At 68.0% G+C, this 20,110-nt stretch carries 2 protein-coding genes; both read left to right on the top strand.

Annotated features, from left to right (window positions below; translation table 11 throughout):
* The first annotated feature begins 9 nt into the window (after positions 1 to 9).
* Positions 10 to 10,992 carry a non-ribosomal peptide synthetase gene (locus HU772_RS10910; RefSeq protein ID WP_217858778.1) on the top strand — a complete coding sequence of 3,661 codons (10,983 nt, stop codon included), beginning with the start codon at positions 10 to 12 and terminating at the stop codon, positions 10,990 to 10,992.
* Entirely contained in the window at positions 10,992 to 20,075 is a 9,084-nt protein-coding gene (locus HU772_RS10915) for a non-ribosomal peptide synthetase (RefSeq protein ID WP_217858780.1), read from the top strand. Before HU772_RS10910 ends, HU772_RS10915 begins: the two co-directional genes overlap by 1 nt.
* Positions 20,076 to 20,110: the final 35 nt, after the last annotated feature.

Below are 20,110 nucleotides of genomic sequence, written 5' to 3' on the forward strand. Positions count from 1 at the left end.
GGACACGGCATGCAGCAACTAATCGAATCGGTAAGCGCGCTTTCTTCCGAGAAGCGCAAAGCCTTGGCGATTCTGCTGAGTCAGAAGGGGGTCAACCTCTATGGCATCGCGCCGATTTTCCGGCGTGATGCCGACGAGCCCCTTCGGCTGTCCTATGCCCAGGAGCGTCAGTGGTTCCTCTGGAACCTGGAGCCGCACAGCGCGGCGTATCACATCCCCACGGCGCTGCGCTTGCGCGGCGCCCTGGACATGGCCGCGCTGCAGCGCAGCTTCGCGACGCTGATCGAGCGTCACGAAGTACTGCGCAGTGTGTTCGTCGAGGTCGACGGGCAGTTGCTGCAGCAGGTTCGCGCGCCGTTCGCGCTGCCGCTGCCGGTGCAGGTACTGGCCGATGCCGGGCAGCTGGAACAGGCCGTGGCCGGGGAGATCGCCGAGCTGTTCGACCTGGGCGAAGGGCCGTTGCTGCGCGCGCGCCTGCTGCAGGTGAGCGAAGACGACTATGTGCTGGTGTTGACCCAGCACCACATCATTTCCGACGGCGCCTCGATGCAGTTGATGGTCGAGGAGCTGATCAGCTGCTATGCCGCGTACAGTCGTGGCCAGCAGCCCGAGCTGCCGGTGCTGCCGATCCAGTACGCCGACTATGCGTTGTGGCAGCGCCAATGGATGGAGGCTGGCGAGCGCGAGCGCCAACTGGCCTACTGGACCACCCGCCTGGGCGGCGAGCAGCCGGTGCTGGAACTGCCGCTGGATCGTCCGCGGCCGGCGCTGCAGAGTTTGCGTGGCGCGCGCCTGGATATCGCGCTGTCGGCCGAGCTGGGCAAGGGTTTGCAAGAGCTGGCGCGACAGCAGGGGGCGACCCTGTACATGGTCCTGCTGGCGTCGTTCCAGGCGCTGTTGCACCGCTACAGCCGACAGCGCGATATCCGTGTCGGCGTACCGATCGGCAACCGCAACCGCGCCGAGACCGAGCGCCTGATCGGCTTCTTCGTCAACACCCAGGTGCTCAGCGCCGAAGTCGACGGTCAGGCACCGTTCACCACTTTGCTGCAACAGGCCAAGGAGGCGGCGCTGGGCGCCCAGGAGCATCAGGACCTGCCGTTCGAGCAACTGGTTGAAGCCTTGGCGCCGGAGCGCAACCTCAGCCACAGCCCGTTGTTCCAGGTGCTGTTCAATCACCAGGCGCACCGTGGCGAGGGCCGGCAGGCCCATGAGCTGCCGGGGCTGCGGGTCGAATCGCTGAACTGGGAGAGCCAGACCGCGCAATTCGACCTGATGCTCGATACCCATGAAGAGCAGGGGCAGTTGTGGGCGTCGCTGACCTACGCGACCGACCTGTTCGACTCAGCCACCATCGAGCGCCTGGCGGGCCACTGGCAGGCGTTGCTCGAAGGTATCGTCAGCGCCCCCGGCACGCGCGTCAGCGAGTTGCCGATGCTGACGGCGGCGGAACGTGCCGCAACCCTGGCTGCCTGGAATACCGTCCCGGCCACGTTCGAACCGAGCCAGCCACTGCATCGCCTGATCGAAGCCCAGGCGGCCCGCGCGCCGCAGGCGCCGGCGCTGGTCTGCGAAGGCGAGCAGTTGAGCTATGCCGAGCTGAACCGTCGGGCCAACCGGATCGCCCACGCGCTGATCGCCCGCGGCGTCGGCCCGGACGTGCTGGTGGGCCTGGCCGCGCCGCGTTCGCTGGAGATGGTGGTCGGCCTGCTGGCCATCCTCAAGGCCGGTGGCGCCTACGTGCCGCTGGACCCGGCCTATCCGCTGGACCGCCTGCATTACATGATCGAGGACAGCGGCCTGCAGTTGCTGCTCGGCCAAGGCGACCTCGGGCTGAACCTGGCGGCGGACGTGCAGGTGCTGGACCTGGCCGGCGACTATGCTGGCTTTGCCGAGGTCAACCCGAGCGTCGCGGTGGACCTGGATAACCTGGCCTATGTCATCTACACCTCCGGCTCCACCGGCAAGCCGAAGGGCACCTTGCTGCCGCACCGCAACGTGCTGCGCCTGTTCGAGGCCACCGACGGTTGGTTCGGCTTCGGCCCGCAGGACTGCTGGACGCTGTTCCACTCCTATGCCTTCGACTTCTCGGTATGGGAGCTGTTCGGCGCCTTGCTGCACGGTGGCCGCCTGGTGATCGTGCCGCAGGATGTCAGCCGTTCGCCGGAGGCCTTCTACCAACTGCTGTGCGAGCAGCGGGTGACCGTGCTCAACCAGACGCCGTCGGCGTTCCGCCAGCTGATGCAGGTGGCCTGCGCCGAAGGCCAGCGCAGCGACCAGCAACTGCGCTACGTGGTGTTCGGCGGCGAGGCACTGGAGGTCGGCAGCCTGCGCCCGTGGTTCGAGCGCTTCGGCGATCGTGCCCCGCAACTGGTCAATATGTACGGCATCACCGAAACCACGGTGCACGTGACCTACCGTCCACTGTCGCTGGCTGACCTGGCGCAGGGCGCGTCGAGCCCGATCGGCGTGCCGATCCCGGACCAGAGCCTGTACGTGCTCGACAGCGACCTCAACCCGGTGGCCGCCGGCTGCGTCGGCGAGCTGTACGTCGGTCGCCAGGGCCTGGCCCGTGGCTACCTCAAGCGCGCCGACCTCAGCGCCACGCGCTTCATCCCCGACCCGTTCGGCGACAGCGGGGCGCGGCTGTACCGCAGCGGCGACCTGGCCCGCTGGCGCGCCGATGGGGTGATCGAGTACGTCGGGCGGATGGACCATCAGGTGAAGATCCGTGGCTTCCGCATCGAACTGGGCGAGATCCAGGCGCGGCTGCAAGCGCTGCCCCAGGTGCGCGAGGCCGTGGTGCTGGCCCAGGAGGGGCCGAGCGGCACCCAGCTGGTCGGCTATCTGGTGGCCGAACAAGTGGTGACGGACCAGGCGATCTGGCGTGAGACGGTCAAGGCCGCGCTGCGCGAAGACCTGCCGGAGTACATGGTGCCGGCGCACCTGCTGCTGCTCGAGCGCATGCCGCTGACCGCCAACGGCAAGCTCGACCGCCGCGCCTTGCCGGCGGCCGATGCCAGCCTGTTGCAACAGGCCTATGTAGCCCCGCAAAGCGAAATGGAACAGCGCATTGCCGCTGTCTGGGCCGATGTGCTGCGTCTGGAGCGGGTCGGCTTGAGTGACAACTTCTTCGAACTGGGTGGCGACTCGATCATTTCCATCCAGGTGGTCAGCCGTGCCCGTCAGGCCGGCATTCATTTCACGCCCAAGGAACTGTTCCAGCACCAGACCGTGCAGGGCCTGGCCCGCGTGGCGCGCGAGGGCGGCGCGGCGCAGTGCATCGACCAGGGGGCGGTGCAGGGCGGCATGCCGCTGCTACCGGTACAGCAGTGGTTCTTCGGCGAAGTGAGCGACGAGGCGCACCACTGGAACCAGTCGGTGCTGTTGCGTCCTACTCGGGCCTTGCAGGCGGCGACCGTCGAGGCGGCCTTGCAGGCCCTGCTGGTGCAGCACGATGCGTTGCGCCTGCGCTTTACCCGCGAGCAAGGTCAGTGGCAGGCCAATCACGCTCAGCCTGGCCAGGCCAAGGATTTGCTCTGGCAGCGACAGGCCGCCGACCAGGACGCGCTGCTGGCGTTGTGTGAAACGGCGCAACGCAGCCTGAGCCTGGACGGGCCGCTGCTGCGTGCCGTGCTGGTCGGCATGGGCGACGGCAGCCAACGCTTGCTGTTGGTGATCCACCACCTGGTCATCGACGGCGTGTCCTGGCGCGTGCTGTTCGAAGACCTGCAACAGGCCTGCGCGCAACTGGATGCGCAGCAGCCGGTGCGGCTGCCGGCGAAAACCAGTGCCTACAAGGCCTGGGCCGAGCGTTTGCGGGAACACGCCCAGAGTGACGCCATGGCGCGCGAGCTGGCCTGGTGGCAGGGCCAGTTGGCCGATGTTCCGCAGGACCTGCCGTGCGCCAATCCGGCCGGCGGCCAGCAAAACCGCCATGCTCGCAGCCTGCATACGCGGCTGGACAGCGAGCTGACCCGGCAGTTGCTGCAGCAGGCCCCGGCGGCTTACCGCACCCAGGTCAACGACCTGCTGCTGACCGCGCTGGCCCGGGTGGTGTGCCGCTGGAGCGCGCAGCACACCGCGCTTATCCAACTCGAAGGGCATGGCCGCGAAGACCTGTTCGACGACATCGACCTGACGCGCACCGTCGGCTGGTTCACCACCTTGTTCCCGCTGGCCCTCACGCCTGCGCAGGACCTGGCGGGCTCGATCAAGGCGGTCAAGGAGCAACTGCGTGCGGTCCCCGCCAAGGGCATCGGCTATGGCATGCTCCGCCACCTGGGCGATGCCGCGGTGCAGGCCGGTCTTGCCGCCTTGCCGGTGCCGCGTATCACCTTCAACTATCTGGGGCAGTTCGATGGCAGTTTCGACGCCGAGCAGGGCGCGCTGTTCGTCCCGGTCGGCGAGCCGCGCGGCGAGGAGCAGAGCCCGGCGGCGCCGCTGGGCAACTGGCTGACGCTCAATGGGCAGGTCTACGGTGGCGAGCTGGCCATTGGTTGGACCTACAGCCACGAGATGTTCGACGAGGCCACGGTCCAGGCCTTGGCCGATGACTATGCCGCCGAGCTGAAGGCGCTCATCACCCATTGCTGCGACCCGCGCCATGCTGGTGTCACGCCCTCGGACTTCCCGCTGGCACGCCTGGATCAGGCGCACCTCGACCAGTTGCTGGACGATCCGCGCGCGGTCGAGGATGTCTATCCGTTGTCGCCGATGCAGCAGGGCATGCTGTTCCACAGCCTGTATGGCCAGGGCAACGGCGACTATGTCAACCAGATGCGGGTGACCGTGGAAGGCTTGCAGGTCGAGCGTTTCCGCGCGGCCTGGCAGGCGTCGGCCGATGCCCAGCCGATCCTGCGCAGTCGCTTCGCCTGGGAAGGTGATATCGGCCAGCCGCTGCAGATCGTCCAGCGCCAGGTCCAGGTGCCGTTCGACTACCTCGACTGGCATGCCGAGGCCGAGCCAGGCGCGCGCCTGGACGCCCTGGCCGAGGCCGAGCGCGCTCGCGGTTTCGACCTGCGTGAGGCGCCGTTGCTGCGCATGACCGTGGTGCGCACCGGCGAGCAGCGCTTCGAGCTGATCTACACCAACCATCACATCCTCATGGACGGCTGGAGCAACTCCCAGTTGATGGGTGAAGTCCTGCAGCGTTATGCCGGGCAGGCGCCGGCCCAGGCCGGGCGCTACCGCGACTACATCGACTGGTTGCAGCGCCAGGATCCGGCGGTCAGCGAAGCGTTCTGGCGCGAGCGCCTGGCCGAGCTGGAGACGCCCACGCGTTTGGCCCAGGGCCTGCAGGCCGAGCCTGGCAGCGGGTACGCCAGCCATGTGCGGCTGGTCGACGCCGAGCGCACGCAGCGCCTGGAATCCTTCGCCCGCCAGCAGAAGGTCACTGTCAACACCCTGCTGCAAGCGGCCTGGCTACTGCTGTTGCAGCGCTACAGCGGGCAGGCCACGGTGGCCTTCGGCGCCACCGTGGCGGGCCGGCCGCTGGAGCTGTCGGGTATCGAGCAGCAGATCGGTCTGTTCATCAACACCCTGCCGGTGATCGCCACGCCACAGCCGGCCCAGTCGGTGGCCGACTGGCTGCAGGCCGTGCAGGCGCTCAACCTTGGCTTGCGCGAACATGAGCACACGCCCTTGTTCGACATCCAGCGCTGGGCCGGGCAGGGCGGTGACGCGCTGTTCGACAGTCTGCTGGTGTTCGAGAACTACCCGGTGGCCGAGGCCCTGGAGCGTGGCGCGCCGCAGGAGCTGCGCTTCGGCAGCGTCGACAGTCGCGAGCAGACCAACTACCCGCTGACCCTGGGCGTGAACCTGGGCGGTACCCTGGAGCTGCACTACAGCTTCATGCGTGCCCATTTCGACGAGGCGGCCATTGTCCGCCTGGACCAGCAACTGATCGGCCTGATGGAGCAGTTCAGCCAGGCGCCCGCCGCGGCGTTGGGCAACCTGAGCCTGCTCGATAGCCAGGCCCAGCAGGCCCTGGCCATGGCCAACGCGCCGCAGCCATGGCAGGACGGCTTGCTGGTGCACCAGCGCATCGCCGCCCAGGCCGCGCGCCGGCCTCAGGCTCCCGCGGTACTGTTCGGCGACCAGGTGCTGGACTTCACCAGCCTGGAACGTCAGGCCAACCAACTGGCCCATCGCCTGGTTGCCGAAGGCGTAGGCGCCGAGATCCGCGTCGGCGTGGCCTTGCCCCGTGGGCCGCAGGTGATCGTCGCCTTGCTCGCGGTGCTCAAGGCCGGTGGCGCCTATGTGCCGCTGGACGCCAGCTATCCGGCCGAGCGCCTGGCCTACCTGATGCAGGACTCCGGTATCGCCCTGTTGCTCACCGACTCGACCCTGCGCGGGCAACTGCCGCTGCCGGCGGCGTTGGCTGCGCTCAATCTCGACCAGCTCGACCTGACCGCACAGCCGACCCATGCGCCGCAAACCGTGGTGCAGCCGCAGAGCCTGGCCTATGTGATCTACACCTCCGGTTCCACCGGCAAGCCCAAGGGGGTGTGCGTCGAGCATGGCCCGCTGGCGATGCACTGCGAAGCCATCGGCCGGCGCTATGCCATGGTCGAGGACGATTGCGAGCTGCACTTCATGTCGTTCGCCTTCGACGGCGCTCATGAACGCTGGCTCACCGCGTTGACCCACGGCAGCCGCCTGCTGGTGCGTGATGACAGCCTCTGGGAGCCAGGCCAGACCTGCGCGCGCATGTGTGAGCACGGCGTGACCGTGGCAGCGTTTCCACCGGCGTACCTATTGCAGATGGCCGAGCACGTCGAGCTGCATGGCCAGGCGCCGAAGGCGCGCATCTACTGCTTCGGCGGCGATGCCGTGCCCCGTGACAGCTACCAGCGCGTGCATGCCGCCCTGGCGCCGGAGCACATCATCAACGGCTATGGCCCGACCGAGACGGTGGTGACCCCGCTGATCTGGAAAGCCGACCGCGCTACCGACTGCGGCGCTGCCTATGCACCGATCGGCACGCGTATCGGCGACCGTCGTACCTACGTGCTGGCCGCCGACCTGAGCGTCCTGCCAGCCGGCCTGCAGGGTGAGCTGTACCTGGGTGGTCACGGCCTGGCCCGTGGCTACCTGGACCGCCCGGGCATGACCGCCGAGCGCTTCGTTCCCGATCCGCACGGCGAGCCAGGCGCGCGCCTGTACCGCAGTGGCGACCTGGTGCGCGAGCGCCGCGATGGCGTGTTCGACTACCAGGGGCGCGTGGACAACCAGGTGAAAATCCGCGGTTTCCGCGTCGAGCTGGGCGAAGTCGAGGCCCGCCTGCTGGCCCAGGCTGGCGTGCGCGATGCCGCCGTGGTCGCCCGGCCGGGCCCGAGCGGCCAGCAGTTGGTCGGCTATGTGGTGGCGTTGCAGCCCGATCAGGCTGATGCCGCATGGTGCGACGGGCTCAGGGCGAGCCTGCGCGAAGTGCTGCCGGACTACATGGTCCCGGCGCATGTCCTGTCGCTCGCCAGCATGCCGCTGACCCCCAACGGCAAGCTTGACCGCAAGGCGCTGCCGCAGCCTGAGGCCAGCCAGTCCCGACATGACCACCAGCCACCGCGTACCGCGCTGGAGCAGACGGTGGCGGCAATCTGGGCCGATGTGCTCAAGCTGCCGCAGGTGGGCTTGCACGATCACTTCTTCGAGCTGGGTGGTCACTCGTTGCTGGCCACCCAGGTCGTCGCCCGGGTGCGCCACGCCCTGCAGGTCGAGGTGGCGCTGCGCACCTTGTTCGAGCATGGCACCCTGCAGGCGTTCTGCGCCCAGCTATCGGCGTCTGGCGGCGCGGCGGTGCCCGCCATCGGCCTGGCCGATCGCTCGCGAGCGCTGGCATTGTCCTATGCCCAGGAGCGCCAGTGGTTCCTCTGGCAGCTGGCCCCAGACAGCGCCGCCTACCATATTCCGGTGGCCCTGCGCCTGCGTGGCGCGCTGCGTGTCGAAGCCCTGCGCCGGGCGTTCGAGCACCTGGTGGCGCGGCATGAGAGCCTGCGCACGGTGTTCGTTCATGCACAGGGGCGTACCGAGCAGGTGATTCAGGCGCCGTTCGCCTTCGAGCTGCCGCTGGAGGTGCTGGCCGATGCCAGCGATGCCGCGCTGCTGTCGCGGGTGGAACAGGAGGTCGCACGTCCGTTCGACCTCGGGCAGGGCCCGCTGCTGCGCGCCTGCCTGTTGCGCCAGGGCAGCGATGAACATGTGCTGGTGCTGGTGATGCATCACATCGTCAGCGATGGTGTGTCGATGCAGGTCATGGTCGACGAGCTGGTGGCCCTGTACGACACCTTCGGCCAGGGGCAGGCGCCGAGCCTTGCGCCGTTGCCGATCCAGTACGCCGACTATGCCGTTTGGCAGCGCCAGTGGATGGACGCGGGTGAGCGTGAGCGGCAGCTGAGCTATTGGGTCGAACGCCTGGGCGGCACGCAGCCTGTGCTCGAACTGCCGCTGGATCACCCACGTCCGGCGATGCGCAGCCAGGCCGGTGCCAGTTTGACGCTGGCCCTGTCCGGTGAGCTGCAGCAGGCGTTGCGCGCGCTGGCCCGGGAACAGGGGGTGACGCTGTTCATGCTGTTGCTGGCGGCTTACCAGACGTTGCTGCACCGCTACAGCGGCCAGTCCGACATCCGTGTCGGGGTGCCGATCGCCAACCGCAACCATGCTCGCACCGAAGGCATGATCGGCTTCTTCGTCAATACCCAGGTGCTCAAGGCCGAGTTCGCGCCGCGGGCGACCTTTGCCACGCTGCTCGGCCAGGTGCGCCAGGCGGCGCTGGAGGCCCAGGCCTACCAGGACCTGCCGTTCGAGCAACTGGTCGAGGCCCTGGCGCCGGAACGCAACCTCAGCCACAGCCCGCTGTTCCAGGCACTGTTCAACTACCAGAGCGGCGCGCGCCGTGGCCAGGGCGCGCAACAGGCGCATGCCTTGAGCGTCGAAGGGCTGCAATGGGATACCGGTGTCGCCCAGTTCGACCTGACCTTGGATGTGTTCGACAGCGAGGAGGGCATGCTGGCCTCGTTGGTGTATGCCACCGACCTGTTCGAGCGCTCGACCATCGAGCGGCTGTCGACCCACTTCATCAATCTGCTGCAGGGTATCGTCGACCAGCCGCAACAACCGGTGGCCGAACTGTCGTTGCTGGCGGCCGCCGAGCGCGAGCGCACCCTGGTCACGTGGAACGCCACCGCTGAGCACTACCCGCTGGAGCAAAGCATCCAGCAACTGATCGAGGCCCAGGTGCAGCGCACCCCGGATGCCCCGGCACTGGCCTTCGGCGAGACGCGCCTGAGCTACGCCCAGCTCAACGCCCGCGCCAACCGCTTGGCCCATCGCCTGATCGCCCTGGGCGTCGGCGCGGATGTGCTGGTGGGCATCGCGGTGGAGCGTTCGGTGGAGATGGTGGTCGGCCTGCTGGCCATCCTCAAGGCCGGTGGCGCCTACGTGCCGCTGGACCCGGAATACCCCGAGGACCGCCTGCGCTACATGATCGAGGACAGCGGCGTGCAACTGCTGCTGACCCAGAGCCACCTGCAACTGCCGCTGGCCGAAGGCGTGCAGACCCTGGCGCTGGACCTGGAACCAGGCGCCGATGAGGCGGGCAACCCGAACGTGGCGGTGGCCCCTGAAAACCTGGCCTATGTGATCTACACCTCCGGCTCCACAGGCCGGCCAAAAGGCGCGGGCAACCGCCATTCGGCCCTGGTCAACCGCCTGTGCTGGATGCAGCAGGCCTATCGACTGGACGCCGGCGACAGCGTGTTGCAGAAAACGCCGTTCAGCTTCGACGTGTCGGTGTGGGAGTTCTTCTGGCCGTTGATGACCGGTGCGCGCCTGGTGGTTGCCGCGCCGGGCGATCACCGCGACCCGGCCCGTCTGGTCGAGCTGATCACTACCGAGCAGATCACCACGCTGCACTTCGTGCCGTCGATGCTCCAGGCGTTCCTGCAGGACAGCGGCGTGCCGCGCTGCACCAGCCTTGCGCGCATCGTCTGCAGTGGCGAGGCGCTGCCGGCCGATGCCCAGCAGCAGGTGTTCGCCAAGCTGCCGAAGGCCGGGCTGTACAACCTGTACGGCCCGACCGAGGCGGCCATCGACGTGACCCACTGGACCTGCCGCGAGGAAGGGCGCGACAGCGTGCCGATCGGCGAGCCGATCGCCAACCTGGCCTGCTACATCCTCGACGCCGAGCTGCAACCGGTGCCGGTAGGCGTGCTGGGCGAGTTGTACCTGGCCGGCGCAGGCCTGGCGCGCGGCTACCACCGCCGCCCGGGGCTGACCGCCGAGCGCTTCGCCGTGAGCCCGTACGGCAACGGCGAGCGCATCTACCGCACCGGCGACCTGGCGCGCTACCGCGCGGATGGGGTGATCGAGTACGCCGGGCGTATCGACCACCAGGTCAAGCTGCGTGGCCTGCGCATCGAACTGGGCGAGATCGAGGCACGTTTGCTGGAGCACGACTTGGTGCGTGAAGCCGTGGTGACGGTGCCGGATGGCAAGCAGTTGGTCGGTTATGTGGTGCTGACCGACGAAGCTGAAAACTGGCAGGCACAGCTGGTCGAGCATCTGCGCCGTGGCCTGCCGGACTACATGGTGCCGAACCAGTGGCTGGCACTGGACAGCCTGCCGCTGTCGCCTAACGGCAAGCTCGACCGCAAGGCCTTGCCCGCCGTGGATGCCGCGCAAGCGCAGCGTGCCTATGTGGCGCCGCAAAGCGAACTGGAACAACAGGTCGCGGCAATCTGGGCGCAGGTCCTGGGGCTTGAGCGAGTCGGCCTGACTGACAACTTCTTCGAACTGGGCGGGCATTCCCTGCTGGTGATCAATATCGTGTCGCGTATTCAACTCGAACTGGGGCTGAAGCTGGTCCCGCAACTGCTGTTCCAATACCCGGTGCTGGGTGCTCTGGTGGCGCAACTGCAAGCCACCGGCGCACAGGTGCAGGACTCGACCCTGAGCCGTCTGGAAGACCTGCTCGACGACATGGAGGGGCTGTGATGGACAGCACTGTTGCCGCGCGGATCGCTCGCCGCTTCATTACCTTGCCACTGGACAAGCGTGCCCTGTACCTGGAGAAGATGCTGGCCGAGGGCGTGTCCCCGGCCAACCTGCCGATCCCCGAGGTGCAGTCGGCCTTCGAGCAACTGCCGCTGTCCTTCGCCCAGGAGCGCCAGTGGTTCCTCTGGCAGCTGGAGCCGCACAGCAGTGCCTATCACATCCCCATGGCCCTGCGTCTGCGCGGCCGGCTGGATCGCCAGGCGCTGCAAGGTGCCTTCGAGCGGTTGGTGGAGCGGCATCAGACGCTGCGCACCCGTTTCGTCTTCGACCAGGCGCGCCCATTGCAGGTGATCGACCCTGTGGCCGGGTTGGCTATCGCCCATGAGGTCGTCGGCCCGCTGGACCTGGCACAGCTGGAGGCCCGGGTGGCCGAGGAAACCCGTCAGCCGTTCGACCTCGAGGCGGGGCCGCTGCTGCGGGTCTGTCTGCTGGAGCTGGCGCCCGACGACCAGGTGCTGGTGCTGACTCAGCACCATATCGTTTCCGATGGCGTGTCGATGCAGGTGATGGTCGGCGAGTTGATCGCTCTGTATGCCGGCTTGAGCCTCGGCCAGGCGCCGACCCTGGCGCCGCTGCCGATCCAGTACGCCGACTATGCCCTGTGGCAGCGCCACTGGATGGAGGCGGGCGAGCGTGAGCGCCAGCTGGCCTACTGGACCGAGCGCCTGGGCGCGCAGCAACCGGTGCTGGAACTGCCGCTGGATCACTCGCGACCGGCGCAGCCCAGCTACCGTGGCGCGCGCTGCAACCTGCAACTGCCGGCGGCCTTGAGTCATGACCTGCAAGCCCTGGCCCGGGCCGAGGGTGGCACCTTGTTCATGGTGCTGTTGGCGGCATTCCACGCGTTGTTGCACCGCTACAGCGGCCAGGACGATATCCGCATCGGGGTGCCCAGTGCCAACCGCAACCGGGTCGAGACCGAAGGGCTGATCGGTTATTTCGTCAACACGCAGGTGATTCGCGCCCAGGTCGCCGGCGAGCAGCCCTTCGTCGAATTGTTGCGCCAGGTGCGCCAGCACGCACTGGATGCCCAGGCCTATCAGGAGCTGCCGTTCGAGCAACTGGTAGAAGCCCTGGCGCCGGAGCGCACCCTGGGGCTCAATCCGCTGTTCCAGGTGATGTTCAACCATCAAGCGGCTGGCCGTGGCGGGGCGACCAGCGCGCGCCTGGGCGACCTGCAGATCGAAGGCGTGGACAGTGTCACCGAAGTGGCCCAACTGGACCTGACCCTGGAGACCCGCGAATCGCCGGAGGGATTGGAGGCGTCGTTCATCTATGCCACCGACCTGTTCGAGCGCTCGACCATCGAGCGGCTGTCGACCCACTTCATCAATCTGCTGCAGGGTATCGTCGACCAACCGCAACAACCGGTGGCCGAACTGCCATTGCTGGCGGCAGCCGAGCGCGAGCGCACCTTGGTTACGTGGAACGCCACCGCTGAGCACTACCCGCTGGAGCAATGCATCCAGCAACTGATCGAGGCCCAGGTGCAGCGCACCCCGGATGCCCCGGCACTGGCCTTCGGCGAGACGCGCCTGAGCTACGCCCAGCTCAACGCCCGCGCCAACCGCTTGGCCCATCGCCTGATCGCCCTGGGCGTCGGCGCGGATGTGCTGGTGGGCATCGCGGTGGAGCGTTCGGTGGAGATGGTGGTCGGCTTGCTGGCCATCCTCAAGGCCGGTGGCGCCTACGTGCCGCTGGACCCGGAATACCCCGAGGACCGCCTGCGCTACATGATCGAGGACAGCGGCGTGCAACTGCTGCTGACCCAGAGCCACCTGCAACTGCCGCTGGCCGAAGGCGTGCAGACCCTGGCGCTGGACCTGGAACCAGGCGCCGATGAGGCGGGCAACCCGAACGTGGCGGTGGCCCCTGAAAACCTGGCCTATGTGATCTACACCTCCGGCTCCACAGGCCGGCCAAAAGGCGCGGGCAACCGCCATTCGGCCCTGGTCAACCGCCTGTGCTGGATGCAGCAGGCCTATCGACTGGACGCCGGCGACAGCGTGTTGCAGAAAACGCCGTTCAGCTTCGACGTGTCGGTGTGGGAGTTCTTCTGGCCGTTGATGACCGGTGCGCGCCTGGTGGTCGCCGCGCCGGGCGATCACCGCGACCCGGCCCGTCTGGTCGAGCTGATCACCGGCGAAAACATCACCACACTGCACTTCGTGCCGTCGATGCTCCAGGCGTTCCTGCAGGACAGTGGCGTGCCGCGCTGCACCAGCCTTGCGCGCATCGTCTGCAGTGGCGAGGCGCTGCCGGCCGATGCCCAGCAGCAGGTGTTCGCCAAGCTGCCGAAGGCCGGGCTGTACAACCTGTACGGCCCGACCGAGGCGGCCATCGACGTGACCCACTGGACCTGCCGCGAGGAAGGGCGCGACAGCGTGCCGATCGGCGAGCCGATCGCCAACCTGGCCTGCTACATCCTCGACGCCGAGCTGCAACCGGTGCCGGTGGGCGTGCTGGGCGAGCTGTACCTGGCCGGCGCAGGCCTGGCGCGCGGCTACCACCGCCGCCCGGGGCTGACCGCCGAGCGTTTCGCCGTGAGCCCGTATGGCAACGGCGAGCGCATCTACCGCACCGGCGACCTGGCGCGCTACCGCGCGGACGGGGTAATCGAATACGCCGGGCGTATCGACCACCAGGTCAAGCTGCGTGGCCTGCGCATCGAGCTGGGCGAGATCGAGGCACGCTTGCTGGAGCACGACCTGGTGCGTGAAGCCGTGGTGACGGTGCCGGATGGCAAGCAGTTGGTCGGTTATGTGGTGCTGACCGGCGAAGCTGAAAACTGGCAGGCACAGCTGGCCGAGCATCTGCGCCGTGGCCTGCCGGACTACATGGTGCCGAACCAGTGGTTGGCACTGGACAGCCTGCCGCTGTCGCCCAATGGCAAACTGGACCGCAAGGCCTTGCCACGCCCGGACCAGACCATCAAGGCTCGCGACTATCAGGCGCCGGCCACACCGACCGAAATCGCCCTGGCCGAGATCTGGCAGGCCGTGCTGGGCGCAGGCCCGGTGGGCGTTACCGAGAATTTCTTCGCCCTGGGCGGCGACTCGATCATGTCGATCCAGGTAGTCAGTCGTGCGCGACAGGCCGGGATTCATATCACGCCCAAGGCATTGTTCCAGCACCAGACCGTGCAGCGCCTGGCGGCCGTGGCCCAGCTCGGGGAGGCGGTGGTGCCGCGTATCGACCAGGGCCCGGTGACGGGCAGCGCGCCGCTGCTGCCGTTCCAGCAGTGGTTCTTCGACCAGCGCATGAGCGAGCCGCAGCACTGGAACCAGTCGCTGTTGCTGCGCGGCACCGAAACCGTGGACGCTGCCGCGCTGGAGCGGGCGCTGCTGGCACTGTACGCCCAGCACGACGCCTTGCGCCTGCGCTTTGCCGACGGCAGCGCCGAACACGGTCCGCTGCAACCGGCCCAGCCATTGCTGTGGCGTACCGCGCTGCGCAGCACCGAGGAAATCGAGGCGACCTGCGAAGAGGCCCAGCGTAGCCTGGACCTGGCCCAGGGCCCGCTGCTGCGCGCGGTGCTGATCGACCTGGCCGACGGTGGCCAGCGCCTGCTGCTGGTGATCCACCACCTGGTGGTCGATGGCGTGTCCTGGCGCGTGCTGCTGGAAGACCTGCACGATGCCTACCGCCAGGCCCTGGCGGGCGGCACGCCGAAACTGCCGGCCAAGACCAGCGCCTTCAAGGCCTGGGGCGAGCGCCTGCAGCAGCATGCCGCAAAGCTGGACAGCGAACTGGCCTACTGGCAAGGGCAACTGGCCGGTGCGCCGCAGGGCCTGCCCGAGGCCGAGCCAGGCGCCAGCCTGCAAAACCGTCACCGCCAGAGCGTGCAGGCACGCCTGGATACCGAGCTGACCCGACGCCTGCTGCAACAGGCCCCGGCGGCCTACCGCACCCAGGTCAACGACCTGCTGCTGACCGCCCTGGCCCGGGTGCTGTGCCGCTGGAGCGGCGCCGATTCGGCACTGGTGGAGCTGGAAGGCCATGGCCGCGAAGACCTGTTCGACGACATCGACCTGAGCCGCACGGTGGGCTGGTTCACCAGCGCCTACCCGGTGCGGTTGACCCCGGCCACCGAGCTGGGCGCCTCGATCAAGCAGGTCAAGGAACAGCTGCGCGGCGTGCCGCACAAGGGCATCGGTTTCGGCGTCCTGCGCTACCTGGGCGACGAGGCCGCGCGCGCAAGCCTGGCCGAACTGCCGGTGCCGCGCATCACCTTCAACTACCTGGGCCAGCTGGACGGCCAGTTCGATGAGCGGGCGCTGTTCGTGCCCGCCGCCGAAAGCGCGGGCGAGGAGCAGAGCCCGCTGGCGCCGCTGGGCAACTGGCTGGTGCTCAATGGCCAGGTGTATGGCGGCGAGCTGAGCCTGGCGTTCAGCTTCAGCGGGCAGATGTTCGCCCGCGCGAGCATCGAGCGGCTGGCGCGGGCCTACGAGGTGGAACTGGCGGCGCTGGTCGAGCACTGCCAGGCGCCGCAAGGGTTGACGCCGTCGGACTTCCCGCTGGCGGGCCTGAGCCAGGCGCAACTCGATGCGCTGCCGGTGGCGGTGGCCGAGGTCGAGGACATCTACCCGCTGTCGCCGATGCAGCAGGGCATGCTGTTCCACAGCCTGTCCGACGAAGGCGACGACCTGTACATCAACCAGCTCAGCCTGCCGGTCGAAGGGCTTGAGCAAGAGCGCTTCCGCGCAGCCTGGCAGCATGTGATCGGCCGTCACGAGATCCTGCGTACCTCCTTCCACTGGGAAGGCGGCCAGAGCGCGCCGTTGCAGGTGGTGCACCGTCACGTCGAGGTGGCGATGACCGTGCTCGACTGGCGCGCACGCTCCTTCAGCGCCGCCGACCTTGAGGCGGTCGCCCGCGCGCAGCGTGGCTTCGACCTCGGCCAGGTGCCGCTGCAACGCCTGTTGCTGGTGCGCACGGGCGACGCCGAGCACCAGTTGGTGTGGACCAGCCACCATATCCTCATGGACGGCTGGAGCAGTTCGCAGTTGTTTGGCGAGGTGCTGCAGCATTACGCCAGCGGCGAAGTGACCGGCGACAGCGGCTGCTACCGTGACTTCATCGCCTGGTTGCAGGAGCAGGATCAGGGGCGCCTGCAGGACTACTGGCAGGGCCGTCTGCGCCTGCTCGACGCGCCGACCCAACTGAGCCAGTCGATCCACCCGCGGCACACTGCCGACCTGCCGGGACACGAGGCGCTGTACACCCGCTGGGACGCCCAGCGCACCGCCGCGTTGCAGCAGCACTGCCGGGCCGAGGGCATTACCGCCAACACCCTGATCCAGGGTGCCTGGCTGTTGCTGTTGCAGCGTTACACCGGACAGCGCAGCGTGGCCTTCGGCGCGACAGTGGCCGGTCGCCCCGAGAGCCTGGCCAACGCGCAGCACATGCTTGGCCTGTTCATCAACACCTTGCCAGTGATCCAGACCCTCGAGCCGACGCAGCGCCTGGATCATTGGCTGCAGCAACTGCAGGCCGACAACCTGGACCTGCGCGAGCACGCCCATGCGCCGCTGGCCGATATCCAGCGCTGGTCGGGGCAGGGCGGCCAGGCCCTGTTCGACAGCATCATCGTGTTCGAGAACTACCCCATCGACCAGCGCTTGGAACAGGCCCAGGGCGGCCTGCGCTTCGGCGCCTCGAGCAGCCACGACGTCACCAACTTCCCCATGGACCTGGCGGTCACCCTCGGTGAGACCCTGGCCATCGAGTACCTGTTCCTGCGCAGCCACTTCACGCCCGAGGCCGTGCAGGGCATTCGCGCACTGATGGAAACCTTGCTGCAGTCGATGATCGACAGCCCTGTCGAATACATCGGCAACCTGCAACGGCTCAGCCCGGCGCAGTATCAGGCGCTCGACGCCTGGGGCGCGGTGCCGGCGCAGGCCGGCGAGCGGGTGATGCTGACGCAGCTGATCGCTCGCCAGGCGGCCGCGCGGCCGGAGGCCATCGCCGCCGAGTGTGCCGGGCAGAGCCTCAGCTACGCGGCGCTGGAGGCCCGTTCCGACGTGCTGGCGCGGCAACTGCTTGCCCGTGGCGCCGGCCCGGAGGTACTGGTGGGCGTTGCCCTGGAGCGCTCGGTGGACATGCTGGTGGCCTTGCTCGCGGTGTTCAAGAGCGGTGCGGCCTATGTGCCGCTGGACCTGGACTACCCGGCCGAGCGCCTGGCCTTCATGATCCAGGACTCCGGCATGCGCCAACTGATCGGTCGTGCCGACCTGGGGCAGCGCCTGGCCCTGCCCGAGGGCCTGGAACCGCTCGACCCGGCGACCCTGGCGTGCGAAGCCGGTACGCCGGCCAGCGTGTTCCCGGTGCCGGGCGAGCACAGCCTGGCCTACTTGATCTATACCTCTGGCTCGACCGGTGTGCCCAAGGGCGTGGCGGTCAGCCACGGACCTTTGAGCATGCATTGCCAGGCCATCGCCGAGCTCTACGAGATGAAGGCCGGCACCCGAGAGCTGCACTTCATGTCGTTCGCCTTCGACGGCGCCCACGAGCGCTGGCTGACCACGCTGGCGGTGGGCGGTACGCTGATCCTGCGCGACAACGAACTGTGGACGCCCCAGCAGACCTGCGAGGCGCTGAGTCGGGGCCGGGTCGACATTGCCTGCTTCCCGCCCGCCTACCTGAAGCAGGTGGCCGAATATGTGCAGCACAGCGGTGTCGAGCCGCCCCCGGTGCGTATCTATTGCCTGGGCGGCGACGCGGTGCCGGAGCAGACCCTGGCCGAGGTGCGTGAGGTGCTGCGGCCACGCTACATCACCAATGGCTATGGTCCGACTGAAACGGTAGTCACGCCGATGCTCTGGAAGGCCTCGGCCGAAGAGCCCTGCGGCGCGGCCTACGCCCCCATCGGCCGGGTCGTGGGGCAGCGCTCGCTACGGGTGCTGGACGATGACCTCAACCCATTGCCGGTCGGTTTCGCCGGGCAGTTGTTCATCGGTGGCCATGGCGTGGCTCGCGGCTATCACCAGCGGCCATCGATCACTGCCGAACGGTTCGTGCCGGACCCATTCGGTGAGCCGGGTGCGCGTTTCTACCGTTCCGGCGACCTGGTGCGCCTGCGTGAAAGCGGAATACTGGACTACGTCGGGCGCCTGGATCACCAGGTGAAGGTGCGGGGCTTCCGCATCGAACTGGGCGAGATCGAAGCCAGCCTGCGCCAGCAACCGGGTGTCGGCGATGCCGTGGTGATCGCTCGCGACGGCGTCTCCGGCAAGCAGTTGATCGGCTACGTTGCGGCCAGCGCCGAGGTCCGCGGCGATCAGCTCAAGGCCGCCCTGGCCGAGACGCTGCCGGCCTACATGGTGCCGTTGCAGGTGATCTGCCTGGAGCGCCTGCCGGTCTCGCTCAATGGCAAGCTCGACCGCAAGGCCCTGCCGGAGCCCACCTTCGACCTGGCCAGCCATGTGCCCCCGCGTTGCGAGGAGGAGCAATGGATGGCGCAGATCTGGGCCGAGGTGCTGCAGGTCGAACAGGTGGGGATCGCCGACAACTTCTTCGAGCTGGGTGGCGATTCGATCCTCAGCCTGCAGGTGATTTCGCGGGTGCGTAACCACGCGCAACTGAAACTGGAGCTCAAGCTGCGCGACCTGATGCGTTGCCAGACCATCGCCAACCTGTTCGACCAGCAGGGCGTGTCGCGGGTCAGCGGCGAGCAGCAGGCCGTGGTGGTGGAGGGTGCCTTCCCGCTGATCCCGATCCAGGAGTGGTTCTTCACCGCGCAGACCCATGCCCCGGAACACTTCAACCAGGCGTTGATCCTGCGTGCCAACCAGCCACTGGATGCGCGGGCACTGGAGCGCACGCTGACCTGCATGCTCGGCCAGCACGATGCCTTGCGCCTGCGTTTCAGCCACGAGCAGGGGCGCTGGATCCAGCGTTACCAGCCGTTGCAGGAGTGCCTGCAGCGCCTGGGTGACGACCCGCTGCTGTGGGTGCGCGAGGTGGCCGACGAAGAGGCGCTGGAGGGCTTGGCCAATCAGCTGCAGCGCAGCCTGGACCTGGCCCAGGGGCCACTGATGCGCGGCTTGCTGGCGACCCTGGGCAATGGCCAGGTACGCCTGCTGCTGGTGATCCATCACTTGGTGATCGACGGTGTGTCCTGGCGGGTGCTGCTGCAGGACTTGCAGGAGGCCTACCAGGCGTTCCTCGACGAGCGGGAGCCGCGGCTGCCGCTGCGCACCAGCAGCTTCGGTGAGTGGGCCGCAGGCCTGGCCGGCCATGCCGTGACCCTGCGCGAGCGTGAGCTCGACTACTGGGTGGCGCAGCTCGACCGGCAGGACGGGCCGCTGCGCTGTGACAACCCACGTGGCGGCAATCTCATGTGCCACCGCGAAGAGGCCGCGTTCAGCCTGGATGCGCAACGGACCGCACAGTTGCTCAAGGAGGCGCCCGCGGCCTACCAGACGCAGATCAACGACCTGCTGCTGACCGCGCTGAGCCGGGCCTTGTGCCGATGGGATGACAGTGCGTCGGCGCTGGTGCTGCTGGAAGGCCATGGCCGCGAGGATCTGTTCGAGCAACTGGACCTGAGCCGTACCCTGGGCTGGTTCACCAGCATGTATCCGGTACGCCTGAGCCCGGTGTCCGAGCCCGGGGCGTCGATCGTGGCGATTCGCGAGCAGTTGGCCCAGGTGCCGGACAAGGGCATCGGCTACGGCGTGCTGCGCCACATGGACGAACCGTGGGTGCGCGCGCGCCTGGCCGACCTGCCGCAGGCGCAGGTCACCTTCAACTACCTGGGCCAGCTCGACCAGAGCTTCGATGCCGAGCAGGCGCTGTTCCTGCCCGCGCCGGAGAGCGTCGGCGACAGCTTCTCGCAGCAGGCGAGCCTGGCCAACTGGCTCGAAGTGGTAGGCCAGGTGTTCGACGGCAAGCTGTCGTTCCGCTGCATCTACAGCAACCGACGCTTCCGCCAGGGCACCATCACGGCCTTCATGGAGCAGTTCCAGACCGAGTTGGTGCTGTTGATCGAGCACTGCCTGCAGGTCCAGGCCAACTGAATTTTCCTTCTTCTGACAGGCCGGACGCGGGTGCG

This window comes from Pseudomonas xantholysinigenes (assembly GCF_014268885.2).
In the GTDB taxonomy this organism is placed as follows: domain Bacteria; phylum Pseudomonadota; class Gammaproteobacteria; order Pseudomonadales; family Pseudomonadaceae; genus Aquipseudomonas; species Aquipseudomonas xantholysinigenes.